The sequence below is a fragment of the Flavihumibacter sp. CACIAM 22H1 genome (assembly GCF_001601815.1).
GTDB lineage: Bacteria > Bacteroidota > Bacteroidia > Chitinophagales > Chitinophagaceae > Flavihumibacter.
In genome coordinates this window covers 2,082-13,525 of the sequence record NZ_LUKG01000088.1, presented here as the reverse complement: position 1 = coordinate 13,525, position 11,444 = coordinate 2,082, and the positions used below count along the sequence as shown (strand labels likewise).

General features: G+C 45.3%; 16 protein-coding genes. 13 read left to right on the top strand and 3 right to left on the bottom strand.

Annotated elements, in window-relative coordinates; all coding sequences use genetic code 11:
• From A1D16_RS18520 to ahcY, 3 genes are all read left to right on the top strand, one after another.
• Positions 1-358 (top strand): CorA family divalent cation transporter (locus tag A1D16_RS18520; protein WP_290712265.1); only part of this gene is annotated, 358 nt, incomplete at its 5' end.
• Between the two features lie 2 nt (positions 359-360).
• Positions 361-828 (top strand): NUDIX domain-containing protein, encoded by a 468-nt coding sequence (locus A1D16_RS18515; protein ID WP_290712263.1) that lies wholly within the window; start codon positions 361-363, stop codon positions 826-828.
• A gap of 90 nt (positions 829-918) precedes the next feature.
• Positions 919-2,247, top strand: a complete 1,329-nt coding sequence (gene ahcY, locus A1D16_RS18510) for an adenosylhomocysteinase (RefSeq protein ID WP_290712261.1) — start codon at positions 919-921, stop codon at positions 2,245-2,247.
• Positions 2,248-2,321: 74 nt separating this feature from the next.
• Here the strand turns inward: ahcY and A1D16_RS18505 are convergent, their stop codons facing one another.
• Complete coding sequence (locus A1D16_RS18505) at positions 2,322-2,828, bottom strand: hypothetical protein (RefSeq protein ID WP_290712259.1); 507 nt, start codon at positions 2,826-2,828, stop codon at positions 2,322-2,324.
• 97 nt (positions 2,829-2,925) lie between these two features.
• Between A1D16_RS18505 and A1D16_RS18500 the strand changes: the two genes are divergently transcribed.
• Positions 2,926-4,824 carry a beta-N-acetylhexosaminidase gene (locus A1D16_RS18500; protein ID WP_290712257.1) on the top strand — a complete coding sequence of 633 codons (1,899 nt, stop codon included), beginning with the start codon at positions 2,926-2,928 and terminating at the stop codon, positions 4,822-4,824.
• On the opposite strand, the gene A1D16_RS18495 is transcribed toward A1D16_RS18500, so the two are convergent.
• Positions 4,825-5,280 carry a DUF4268 domain-containing protein gene (locus A1D16_RS18495; protein WP_290712255.1) on the bottom strand — a complete coding sequence of 152 codons (456 nt, stop codon included), beginning with the start codon at positions 5,278-5,280 and terminating at the stop codon, positions 4,825-4,827.
• A 123-nt stretch (positions 5,281-5,403) separates the two neighbouring features.
• On the opposite strand from A1D16_RS18495, the gene A1D16_RS18490 reads away from it, so the two are divergent.
• The 7 genes from A1D16_RS18490 (at position 5,404) to A1D16_RS18460 (ending at position 9,628) form a co-directional block, all read left to right on the top strand.
• Positions 5,404-5,670 (top strand): hypothetical protein, encoded by a 267-nt coding sequence (locus A1D16_RS18490; RefSeq protein WP_290712253.1) that lies wholly within the window; start codon positions 5,404-5,406, stop codon positions 5,668-5,670.
• A gap of 63 nt (positions 5,671-5,733) precedes the next feature.
• Positions 5,734-6,618, top strand: a complete 885-nt coding sequence (cysM, locus tag A1D16_RS18485) for a cysteine synthase CysM (RefSeq protein ID WP_290712251.1) — start codon at positions 5,734-5,736, stop codon at positions 6,616-6,618.
• Between the two features lie 11 nt (positions 6,619-6,629).
• The gene (locus A1D16_RS18480; RefSeq protein WP_290712249.1) at positions 6,630-7,031 is read left to right on the top strand and encodes an SET domain-containing protein-lysine N-methyltransferase; all 402 of its coding nucleotides are present in this window, start codon (positions 6,630-6,632) and stop codon (positions 7,029-7,031) included.
• A 148-nt stretch (positions 7,032-7,179) separates the two neighbouring features.
• Entirely contained in the window at positions 7,180-8,154 is a 975-nt protein-coding gene (locus A1D16_RS18475; protein WP_290712247.1) for a PhoH family protein, read from the top strand.
• Positions 8,155-8,221: 67 nt separating this feature from the next.
• Positions 8,222-8,629, top strand: coding sequence for a hypothetical protein (locus A1D16_RS18470; RefSeq protein WP_290712245.1), 408 nt, complete (start codon positions 8,222-8,224; stop codon positions 8,627-8,629).
• A 34-nt stretch (positions 8,630-8,663) separates the two neighbouring features.
• Positions 8,664-9,206, top strand: coding sequence for an inorganic diphosphatase (locus A1D16_RS18465; RefSeq protein ID WP_290712243.1), 543 nt, complete (start codon positions 8,664-8,666; stop codon positions 9,204-9,206).
• A gap of 2 nt (positions 9,207-9,208) precedes the next feature.
• On the top strand, positions 9,209-9,628 hold the full coding sequence (locus A1D16_RS18460) for a TSUP family transporter (RefSeq protein WP_290712241.1): 420 nt from the start codon (positions 9,209-9,211) through the stop codon (positions 9,626-9,628).
• Here the strand turns inward: A1D16_RS18460 and A1D16_RS18455 are convergent.
• Positions 9,625-10,386 carry a C40 family peptidase gene (locus A1D16_RS18455; protein WP_290712239.1) on the bottom strand — a complete coding sequence of 254 codons (762 nt, stop codon included), beginning with the start codon at positions 10,384-10,386 and terminating at the stop codon, positions 9,625-9,627. The two genes, A1D16_RS18460 and A1D16_RS18455, sit on opposite strands and share 4 nt — an antisense overlap.
• A 63-nt stretch (positions 10,387-10,449) precedes the next feature.
• Here A1D16_RS18455 and A1D16_RS18450 point away from each other — a divergent pair, with 63 nt between their 5' ends.
• Positions 10,450-11,028: a sigma-70 family RNA polymerase sigma factor gene (locus A1D16_RS18450; protein WP_290712238.1), complete on the top strand. Its 579-nt coding sequence runs from the start codon at positions 10,450-10,452 to the stop codon at positions 11,026-11,028.
• Positions 11,025-11,381, top strand: coding sequence for a hypothetical protein (locus tag A1D16_RS18445; RefSeq protein WP_290712237.1), 357 nt, complete (start codon positions 11,025-11,027; stop codon positions 11,379-11,381). The genes A1D16_RS18450 and A1D16_RS18445 overlap by 4 nt, the downstream gene beginning before the upstream one ends.
• Positions 11,382-11,444: the final 63 nt, after the last annotated feature.

The window sequence follows — 11,444 nt, the reverse complement described above, 5'->3', positions numbered from 1 at the left end:
GATTAAACTGGAACGTACCAATTTCATGGGACTGAACGAAGAAGAAAAAGAAATTCTGAACGACCTGATCGTAGACAATTCCCAGGCATTGGAAATGGCCAATATTTATACCAATATTCTTTCCAGCACCCTCGACGCCTTTGCCAGCATCATTGCCAATAACCAGAACGAGGTATTGAAACGGCTGTCTGTTATCACTATCACCCTCAGTTTTCCCGTACTGGTAGCCAGTATTTACGGCATGAACGTACCCATCCCCTATGCCAATTCTCCCTACGCTTTTTATATACCGGTTTTTTTATCCATGGCAATATCCCTGGTAATCGGCTGGTTTTTCCTTAAGAAAAAATTATTCTGACTATGTTCACTATCCGCGTGTACGGTATTCTTATCAATGAAAACAACCAGGTATTGGTGAGCGATGAAAAGATCAGGGGTGATTTCTTTACCAAATTTCCAGGGGGTGGACTGGAATTCGGAGAAGGTACCCGTGATTGCCTGAAGCGCGAATTCCTGGAAGAAATGAACCTTCAGGTTAGCATCGGGGAACATATCTATACCACCGATTTTTACCAGATGAGTGCTTTCAATCCCAGCCAGCAGATTCTTTCGATCTATTATTTTGCCCATGCCCTGGAACCGATCCGGGTTCCCATACGCAGCAACCCTTTTGAGTTTGATGAAGCACAACACCAGCTCTATGAAACCACCCAGGAAATTGAATCCTTCCGCTTTATTGATTGGGCTGATTTTGGCGAAGAAGCCGTCACCCTGCCAATAGACAAAGTTGTTGCAGCGATGTTAAAAAATAATGGCAACCCTGTGTAATTATTTGATAAACAGTTCAGTAGCAAGTTATACAAAGCTTTCCGGGTTAACAGCAATATTGTACCTTTGCACCGTAAAAAAAATTAACGCATGTCAACTGTCGTAAAATCCACTATTGATTTTTCCCTTCCTTATAAAGTTGCGGATATCAGCCTGGCTGATTGGGGTCGCAAAGAAATTCGCCTTGCTGAAGCAGAAATGCCCGGTTTAATGGCACTTCGTGAAGAATATGGTGCCAGTCAGCCATTAAAAGGTGCCCGGATTGCCGGCTGCTTGCACATGACCATTCAAACCGCTGTACTTATTGAAACCCTGGTGGCTTTAGGCGCTGAAGTAAAATGGAGCTCCTGTAATATTTTCTCCACACAGGATCATGCAGCTGCTGCCATTGCTGCAACTGGTATTGGCGTATATGCCTGGAAAGGACAAACCATTGAAGAAGCCGACTGGTGCATTGAACAAACCCTGTTCTTTGGTTCGCCTGAACGCCCGCTGAACATGATCCTGGACGATGGCGGCGATTTGACCAATATCGTTTTTGATAAATACCCCGAGTTAATACAACATATCAAAGGACTGAGTGAAGAAACCACTACCGGAGTTCACCGCCTTTATGAGCGTATGGCAAAAGGCAGTTTGCCAATTCCTGCCTTCAACGTAAACGACTCTGTTACTAAAAGCAAATTCGATAACAAATACGGTTGTAAAGAATCACTGGTAGATGCCATTCGCCGCGCAACCGACGTAATGCTGGCAGGTAAAATAGCTGTTGTAGGTGGTTATGGAGATGTGGGCAAGGGTTCTGCAGCTTCCCTGGCCGGAGCTGGTTGCCGGGTTATTGTTACCGAAATTGACCCCATCTGTGCCCTGCAGGCCGCTATGGATGGTTTTGAAGTGAAAAAAATGATCGATGCTGTAAAAGAGGCGGATATCATTGTAACGGCTTCCGGTTGTCGAGACCTGATCACCGGCACCCATTTCAAAGCAATGAAAGACAAAGCTATTGTCTGCAATATCGGCCACTTCGATATTGAAATTGACGTAGCCTGGCTGAATACGAATTACGGACACACCAAGGACACCATTAAACCGCAGGTAGATATGTATACCATTGATGGGAAAGACATCATCCTGCTGGCTGAAGGTCGCCTGGTAAACCTGGGTTGTGCTACTGGCCACCCAAGTTTTGTAATGAGTAACTCCTTCACCAACCAGGTATTGGCCCAACTCGAACTCTGGACCAATACGAGCAAGTACGAAAACAAAGTATACGTATTGCCTAAACACCTCGATGAAAAAGTAGCCCGCTTACACCTGGCCAAAATTGGCGTACAGCTTGATGAGCTGACCAATGACCAGTCTGAATACCTGGGTATTCCTAAAGCCGGACCATTTAAACCTGAAACCTATCGCTACTAAGCCGGTTTCGGTAGTCATATAAAAAAAGTCCCGGTTAAACCGGGACTTTTTTTTATTTCCTAAACAGGCTCAATTTATTTAGCAACCAGTGTTTTTGCTTCCTTAGCAATACAATCCGACAGCTGCATCAGCATATCCTGTTCGGAAGGCTGAAGGGTGATGATGGTTTTCTTATCATTCCGGTCACTAAAACTAATGGTTACTACTTTTTTTGTAGCCAGTTTATTGAGATTGGCCGGTGTAAAGGCGCCGCCTTTCATGATAATATGAAAAAAACCGTTGCAGTTATCGCCCCCGGTATTACGAAGCTGCATTTTTTGTTTTCCGCCTTCAAATACAAACAAGGCTTCCGACTCCTCTCCTATACAATTGGCGGCCGGGTTCTGAATAACAAAAAATAAATCAAATTCTTTTCCATTGGCATCGATATTCAGTTGCACATTTTGTAACTGGATAAACCCTGTTGACAATTTCGGCGCATTACTGAACTCATCATTGCCTTTGATCAGCTTACAATTCTGCTGACTATAACCTATAACTGAAAACAAAAAAGCCAGCACAGATAGGGTAAAAATTTTCATAACTGAATGATATTGCTCTGTTAAAAGGTCAATTTAGGAAAAACCAGGGCCATATAACTGTTAAATTCGAGTAATTTCCGGCAGCAAACTAATTCGTATGGTAAAATGGTTTTTTTCCTTACTAAGCGTCCTCAGTACTTTATGCCTGGCAGGGCAGCTTCCTTCACCCGCCCTTATTCCTATTCCGGCAGAAGCCAGTTACCCACCCGGTTCCTATTTGATCGGTAAGGAACTGACCGTATCTATTCCGGAGGGCATTAAGAACAGGTCGTTTTTATTGGAGCAGCTTAGTACCAAATTTACCCGTTCGGCAGGCATTACCATACAGGAAACAAGAGAGGAAGTAGCAGTTCTGCGCCTGCGCCTGGTACCGGCAGCAACCCTTGCTTCCAGGGAAGCCTATTCCCTCGAAATCTCGAATAACGGAATTGTTATCTCCGCTGCCGAAGAAGCTGGCTTTTTCTATGCGCTCCAAACCCTCTGGCAATTATTACCCGCTGAAATTGAAGCACCCACTGCCCAGCCCGGTAAGGAATGGGCCGTTCCATTTGCCTCTATCCGGGATTATCCGCGCTTTGGCTGGAGGGGGCTGATGTTGGATGTGGCCCGGCATTTCTTCACAAAAGAGCAGGTAAAGGATTTTATCGACCATATGGCCGCTTATAAATACAACCGCCTGCACCTGCACCTTACCGACGACCAGGGTTGGCGCATTGAAATTAAACAACTACCCCGGTTAACCGCTATTGGCGCTTACCGGGGCGAGCGTACCGGAAAATGGGGCGAGTTTGGCAAACAAGACCCTAAGGAGCCTAAAAATTATGGCGGTTATTATACGCAGGACGATATCCGCGAATTATTGGCCTATGCAGCAGACCGCCAGGTTGCCATTGTGCCGGAAATTGATGTTCCGGGCCATAGCATGGCTTTACTGGCCGCCTATCCCGATCTAAGTTGTACCCCGGGCACAACCTACCAGGTAAATGGGGGAGATAGGTTTATGCACTGGCCCGGAGGCGGCAAATTTTACAGCACCATTGATAACAATTTATGCCCTGCAAATGAAAGAGTGTATGCCCTGCTGGATACTATTTTTACCGAAATTGCAGCCCTTTTCCCCATCGAATACATCCACATGGGAGGCGATGAAACCTATAAAGGATTCTGGGAAAAAAGTGACGCCCTGAAAGGACTGATGAAAAGAGAAAACCTGAAAGACATGCACGAAGTGCAGAGCTATTTCGTAAAGCGGGTAGCCCGCATTATTGCATCGAAAGGGAAAAAAATGATGGGTTGGGACGAAATTATGGAGGGCGGCTTGGCACCCGGCGCTGCCGTTATGAGCTGGCAGGGCGATAAAGGAGGTATAGCAGCATCAAAACTTAAACACCCGGTGGTAATGTCGCCCAATAGCCATACCTATGTTGATCTCTACCAGGGCGACCCCTTGTCCGAACCACCTACCTATGGTATGGTGCGCCTGAAGAAAACGTATGCCTTTGATCCCGTACCTGCCGGAGCCGACCCTACTTATATCCTGGGGGGACAAGCGAACCTATGGTCTGAGCGGCTGTATACGACCCGCCACCTGGAGTATATGTTATGGCCCAGGGGATGGGCCGTGGCAGAAGCCGTTTGGAGCCCGGTTAAACGAAAAGACTGGAACGATTTCGTGCGCAGAACCGAAGCCCATTTCAAAAGAAACGACCTGGCAGGCATTAATTATTCCACCAGCCTTTACGACCCAATGGTAAACGTACAATATGTGCAAGACACCGTAGTACAGGTGAGCCTTCAAACTGAAACCGATCAGCTTTCCCTGCACTATAGTTTTGATGAGTTCCCACCCGACCGGTTTTATCCTGTCTATACAGCACCCATCCGTTTTCCTCCAGGCGCCAGCACCTTACAGGTTCAAAGCTTCCGAAATGGCCAGCCCATCGGGAAAAGAATGATTTTACCATTGGCTGAGTTGAAAAAAAGAATCCGGAAATGATCAGGCCTCCAATTGATCTTTTGCCAGCTGCCAGAATTCGTCCAGCGCTACCAGGGCCGGTTTGAAAAAACTGATCAGGGCAGGCCAGTCGGCTTTGTTTAGAACCGATACGCCGGTTAACGTGGTGTAAATACGACTTATTGGTTGGCCAATGGCATTAGTAGTATCTGCTTCCCAGGCCCAGTCAGCCCCTACGAGTTCTGAAAAAACAGTGCGCAGGGCTTCAAATTTTTGAAACATGGCCAGGCGTTCTGCCCGATCGGCATGGGTAAGCACCAACCCAATGGAAGCGCCGCGATTGGGCGTATCCATCCGGATAAATACAGCCCGGATGCCGGTTTTATAATTCAACCAGTTTTGAGGGCTGCCATCGGCCGATACTACGGGTGCCATGTACAAACCAAAACTGGTATAGAAGTCTTGCCGAACCTGCGATGCCTGCTGTTTTGAATACATCCGGCAAAATAAATAAGGAAATGGGGAAAAAAACAAGGAAATTAGCAGCTTATTAGAAATACTTAGCACGGGAATTGCTTACCAAATATGGACTTGGATTTGTTTACCGTTTACTGAAATCATATGCAGATACAATTTGTGAAAAACATTCAATTCACCCGTCTTATCAAAGCAGAAGGACGTTTACGTGAGTTCAATTTCAGAAAAATGAGGATTCTCCAGGAAACCTTGTTTTCTGTTGATGTAGTGGATGACCGGGGCAACCGCATTATGTTTCGTATGCGCAAGGAAGACAATCATTGGAAAATAATTCCACAACCACTCCCTGCCTGGGTGAGTGAACAGGAAAAGCTGATGAGTGACATGATCGAGGAAGAACTTAACAATTAATCCCTTCCATAATTAGCAGAACTGTAATAACTTTCCGGTCAGCTTTCATTCTTAAACTATGCTATGGCCGGAATCCTGGATCTTGTAGGCAATACCCCGCTTGTTGAATTAAAAAATGTAATAGTGAACCCCGCTGTTACCATTTACGCCAAACTAGAGGGCAATAACCCTGGTGGCAGCGTAAAGGACAGGGCAGCTTATGGTATGATCAAAGGTGCCTTGGACAGGGGCGAAATCAAACCTGGAATTAAACTCATTGAAGCTACCAGTGGAAATACCGGTATTGCATTGGCTATGATAGCCAGCTTGTTTAAGGTGGAAATTGAATTGGTAATGCCCGAAGATGCCACTCGTGAACGGGTATTGAGCATGGAAGCCTTTGGTGCCAAAGTAATATTAACGCCTAAGGAAAAATCGATGGAAGGCGCCATCGATTACGCGGTTTCAAAAGTGCAGGAAGGTGGTTACCTGATGCTGAACCAATTTGCTAATCCAGATAATTATGCCATGCATTATGCTACAACCGGTCCGGAGATCTGGAGAGATACTTCCGGTAAGGTTACTCATTTTGTATCGGCTATGGGAACCACCGGAACCATCATGGGCGTATCCCGCTACCTGAAAGAAAAAAATCCAGCCGTGCAAATTGTGGGTTGTCAACCTACAGATGGCTCTAAAATTCCAGGTATCCGGAAATGGCCTGAAGCATATTTGCCGAAAATTTTTGAACGCAACCGGGTAGACAGGATCGCTGACGTAGCAGAGAAAGATGCACGTATTATGGCCAACCGACTAGCCCGGGAAGAAGCAATTTTCAGCGGAATGAGCAGCGGAGGCGCCGTTCATTCCGCCATTGAAATTTCGAAAGAATTAAAAGAAGGCGTGATTGTATGCATTATTTGTGATCGTGGAGACCGTTACCTCTCTTCTGATTTATTCGGCCATTAGTAGTTGTTCCAATGATTCGATTTAAGCTGATCAACAAAAAAAGTAAGATAGACGGTAAAGGATGTTTTGCAGCAGAAGCCATTCCTGCCAAACACAAAATCGGCAACCTGGGTGGTGAAATAATAACCGTTCGCGAAGCCAGGAAACGAATACGGCAACAGAAAAAACTGGCCATGGTTGAATTTGGAGATGGCCACGCGTTGGATGCTTCTGTACACGCAAATGCACTGCGGTTTGTTAATCACTCCTGCCTGCCCAATACCTACATGCGTTGTTGCTACCAGCAGGTTGAATTTTACAGTCTCCGCAAAATAAAAGCTGGAGAAGAACTAACCTGCAATTATGGCGAAACACATCATGATGGGAAAAGACCCTGTACCTGCGGTGCGCCGAATTGCAAAGGCGCAATTTGAAAAATTAACAATATCCACAATTTGTGCATAAGTAACTTTGTACCTAATAGCTTGTGAAGTTTATATTTGGTTAGATGGCGTTCGATCGCTATCGAGAATCCGAAAGATGGTGAATTCGTTTTTTTGTGAACATTAAATCTGAAGTGCATTGACTGAAAAAATCATCAACCTTGAAACCGTTAATCCGATTGAATTCTTCGGAGTGAATAATGGCAAACTAGACATCCTTAAAAAGAAATTTCCTCTCTTAAAAATATTATCGCGCGGAACACAAATAAAATTAAGCGGCGCACCCGAGCAGGTAGACAATGCAAAAGAAAAAATCGACCTCATTGTACAGTACCTGGAACGGAATGGGCATATGAGCGAAAATTATTTTGAGCAGATTTTAGGAGGAGACGATGCAGAAACGGTCGACAATTTTATAGACCGAAATCCAAACGATATCCTGGTTTTCGGACCCAATGGAAAAACAGTAAGAGCCCGTACCGCCAACCAGAAAAGAATGGTAGTAGGGGCTGATAAAAACGATATCCTGTTTGCTATTGGTCCGGCTGGTACCGGTAAAACCTACACAGCGGTAGCACTGGCAGTACGGGCACTCAAGAATAAAATTGTCAAAAAAATAATTCTTACCCGCCCGGCCGTAGAAGCCGGGGAAAGCCTGGGTTTTTTACCGGGCGACCTGAAAGAAAAAATCGACCCTTACTTACGCCCCTTATACGATGCGTTGGATGATATGATTCCTGCCGATAAACTAGGGTATTATATGAGCAACCGCACCATTGAAATTGCGCCGCTGGCATACATGCGGGGCCGAACCCTGGATAATGCATTTATTATCCTGGATGAGGCCCAGAATGCCACGGATCTTCAATTAAAAATGTTCCTGACCAGGATCGGTGCCAATGCCAAAGCCATAATTACTGGCGATATGACCCAGGTTGATTTGCCAAAGAACCAGAAAAGCGGCCTGGAAAAGGCGGTTCGGATTCTTAAGAATGTAGACGGCATTTCCCATATCATGCTGGATGAGGAGGATGTAGTTCGTCACCGGCTGGTTAAAGCCATTATCCGGGCTTATGACCGGGAAAAAGAACGCGAACAGCAGCTTCCCTCCTAAATGCATCAAATTCTCCGGAAAAGGCGTCGGGTTTAAAACCTGACGCCTTTTCTTTATGTTTGCACCTATGAAAACAGCATCCATTTCATTCATAGCCCTGGTGGCCGTCCTTTTTTTAAGTGCCTGCGCCGATAACAGTAGTTTTAGTCCGGCAGAAGATGCCCAGGATGCCGGCCGTGAATTTATACGGGCATCACTGGATGGAAATATGACCAAAGCGGAATTTTACCTCTTAAAAGATTCGGCCAATACCATGTTGTTTGAAAAATGGAAAAAAGATTATTACAACAAGTTATCGACTGAAGAAAGAGTGTCTTTCAAGAACGCCAATATTTTGCCGATCAAAATTGAAAATGAAAACGACTCTACCGTTCATTACTCATTTTCCAATTCCTATAAAAGCGCCGATACAACAACTGTTAAAATTGTGCGTTCCAATGGCATCTGGCAGGTAGATTTAAAAGAACTGCATTAATACTGCAACCTTACTAAAAAGCAAAAAGACAAACATGTTAACTGTATCTCATCCCTGGCATGGAGTTCCAACAGGAGAAAACGCCCCCCGAATTGTGACCGCCGTTATTGAAATTCCCCAGGGGTCCAGGGCTAAATATGAAATTGACAAAGACAGCGGTTTACTGAAGCTGGACCGTATTATATATTCTTCTTTTTATTATCCTTGCAACTATGGGTTTATTCCCAAAACCTATGGCGATGATAAAGACCCACTTGATATCCTGGTTATTACCAGCCAGCCTGTACAAGCGCTTTGCTTAATGGAAGCCAAAGTTATTGGGGTAATGCGCATGATCGACAGTGGCGATGCCGATGACAAGATCATTGCTGTTGCTGCCAATGATCCGTCTGTAAACTATTACAATAATATTGAGGAATTACCGAAGCATTTCTTTGATGAGCTGCGTCATTTCTTCGAAGAATACAAGCGCCTGGAAAATAAATCGGTAGTAGTAAATGAGTTCCAGGATAAGGCCACGGCTTTAAAAATCATACAGGACGGTATCGCTTTCTACAAAGAAACCTTTCAGAAATAAGGATGGCAGTTCCTGAATTACTGCTTATTATTGGCATTGGCCTGCTGGCTGGTATACTAAGTGGCCTGGTGGGCATCGGCGGAGGTATTGTACTGGTGCCGGCCCTGGTATATTTTCTTAAATACAGCCAGCATCAGGCCCAGGGCACTTCCCTAGGTGTTTTGATGCTGCCTGTTGTATTCCTGGGTTTTTACCAGTATTACAAATATTGCCAGGCCAATGGCACTCCTATTGATATAAAAGTAGTGGGGCTACTCGCAATCGGGTTTATCCTGGGTGGATTATTGGGTGGTAAACTGGCCACCAAAATTGATGGCGAGTTAATGAAAAAGCTCTTTGCCCTTTTATTGCTCTATACTGCCGTAAAACTATTGCAGTGGGACCAGGCCCTGCTCCGTTGGATCAAATCGCTTTTCAGTTAGAAATACCGCTTAATAAGCCGCAGGCGATGGGTTCTTCGTTTTTGATCCCGGCTGAGAATACCCGCATGGTCAATATCGTCGATCCGTACTTTCCCGGAGGAATGAATGATTTCCCGCTCATTCAGTAAAATACCTACATGCGAAATTCGTCCATCCGGCTCATCGAAAAAAGCCAGGTCACCCGGTTGTACTTCCTGTAAAAATCCAACCGGTTCACCCTCTCCTGCCTGCAGGTAGGCATCTCTCAACAAATGAATGCCCAATTGCCGGTAAACCATTTGCGCAAAACCACTGCAATCAATTCCGGCAAACGTGCGTCCTCCCCAGAGATAGGGACTGTTCAGGTACTGCAGGGCCAGTTCCTGCACCTGCAGGTGTTTATCATTGGTATCGGGCTGAACACTTAGACCGGTAAAGGAAAGAGAAAAAATACCAGCTACTACCGGTTGTTCATATACCGGTGTTCCCATAAAAACCGGCATCGGTTGCCCGTTAACGTTGGCAAAGCCCAGCTCACGGTCGAAATAGCCCAAAGGCTCCACTGGTGTATGCTGCAGGGCCGACAGTTGGATGGCCTGACACCAGCCTTCGTACCCATCGTGCAAAGAACGGATCTGCAACCAGCCTGCTGCCGAATGGTCCAGCACCTCTACCTGTTCTCCCAGCAATAACTGGCTGCTCATTTCTGCCCGGTGATCGGGCTGGTTGCGCACGGGGCATACCGATACCACGGGAATATATACGGAATCTGTTAACATAACTGCCACAAATTATGGAAAAGAAGCAGATCCGCATCTCTGAATAAATGATAAATTGTACCAGTGAACTTGGACAAGTACAACCATATCAGTGAGCAGGAATTGCTTAAGAACTATTACCAGGACAGGAATAAAGACTGGCTGGGTATTCTTTTACAGCGGTACACCCTGTTATTACTGGGTGTTTGTATGAAATACCTGAAAAATGAGGAAGCAGCCCGTGATGCCGTGCAACAGGTTTTTTTGAAAGCCATTACAGAACTGGAAAAATACCAGGTAGAATACATCAAGTCCTGGTTGTATATGATTGCCAAGAATCACTGCCTGATGCAGTTCCGCGATAAAAGCAGGTTAATGACCGAGCTTTCTGAGAACCAGGCAGGTGCGGAAGACACCGAAGCCATCAGTGCTTTGCAGGAAAAAGACCAATTGCTTGACTGGATGCACGAAAGCCTAAAAAACCTGAACCAGGAGCAGCAGCAATGTGTAACTTTATTTTACCTGGAGAAAAAAAGCTACCAGGAAATTGCCGAGCACACGGGTTTTAACCTGTTACAGGTAAAAAGTAATATTCAGAACGGAAAAAGAAACCTGCGGATAATGATGCTGCGAAAGCAACGGGAAAATGAAATCAGCAAATGAACAATTTACTCAACATATTAACCAATAGCAATAAGGATATCGACAACCAGTTGCTGATGGACTATATCAGTGGGAAGTTGTCGCATGCAGACCGGCACACCGTGGAAGAATGGTTGCAGGAAAATGAATTTGAAGCAGACGCACTGGAAGGGCTGGAAGCGTTCGGAAACAAAGACGAACTTCAGCGATACGTGGTGCAACTCAATAAGGAATTAAAGAATTACCTGCAATCCAAAAAACAGCGACGGGAAAAAAAACGCATCCGGGAAAACCCCTGGACCTTCCTGGCGGTATTACTGATCCTTTTATTCCTGGTGCTGGCTTATATTGTACTACAAATGATAACCCGTTAATAAAGGGTTTTCTTTTCCTTCTTTATCCAATCTGCAAATACTGCCCCGGCAGCCGGGTGATGG

What these genes read in the sequence shown, in the direction of transcription:
- A1D16_RS18480 (WP_290712249.1), top strand. Translation starts at nt 6,630, where the DNA reads ATGATTCGATTTAAGCTGATCAACAAAAAAAGTAAGATAGACGGTAAA.
- A1D16_RS18505 (WP_290712259.1), bottom strand. Translation starts at nt 2,828, where the DNA reads ATGAAAATTTTTACCCTATCTGTGCTGGCTTTTTTGTTTTCAGTTATA.
- A1D16_RS18490 (WP_290712253.1), top strand. Translation starts at nt 5,404, where the DNA reads ATGCAGATACAATTTGTGAAAAACATTCAATTCACCCGTCTTATCAAA.
- A1D16_RS18470 (WP_290712245.1), top strand. Translation starts at nt 8,222, where the DNA reads ATGAAAACAGCATCCATTTCATTCATAGCCCTGGTGGCCGTCCTTTTT.
- A1D16_RS18515 (WP_290712263.1), top strand. Translation starts at nt 361, where the DNA reads ATGTTCACTATCCGCGTGTACGGTATTCTTATCAATGAAAACAACCAG.
- ahcY (WP_290712261.1), top strand. Translation starts at nt 919, where the DNA reads ATGTCAACTGTCGTAAAATCCACTATTGATTTTTCCCTTCCTTATAAA.
- A1D16_RS18445 (WP_290712237.1), top strand. Translation starts at nt 11,025, where the DNA reads ATGAACAATTTACTCAACATATTAACCAATAGCAATAAGGATATCGAC.
- A1D16_RS18495 (WP_290712255.1), bottom strand. Translation starts at nt 5,280, where the DNA reads ATGTATTCAAAACAGCAGGCATCGCAGGTTCGGCAAGACTTCTATACC.
- cysM (WP_290712251.1), top strand. Translation starts at nt 5,734, where the DNA reads ATGGCCGGAATCCTGGATCTTGTAGGCAATACCCCGCTTGTTGAATTA.
- A1D16_RS18465 (WP_290712243.1), top strand. Translation starts at nt 8,664, where the DNA reads ATGTTAACTGTATCTCATCCCTGGCATGGAGTTCCAACAGGAGAAAAC.
- A1D16_RS18460 (WP_290712241.1), top strand. Translation starts at nt 9,209, where the DNA reads ATGGCAGTTCCTGAATTACTGCTTATTATTGGCATTGGCCTGCTGGCT.
- A1D16_RS18500 (WP_290712257.1), top strand. Translation starts at nt 2,926, where the DNA reads ATGGTAAAATGGTTTTTTTCCTTACTAAGCGTCCTCAGTACTTTATGC.
- A1D16_RS18455 (WP_290712239.1), bottom strand. Translation starts at nt 10,386, where the DNA reads ATGTTAACAGATTCCGTATATATTCCCGTGGTATCGGTATGCCCCGTG.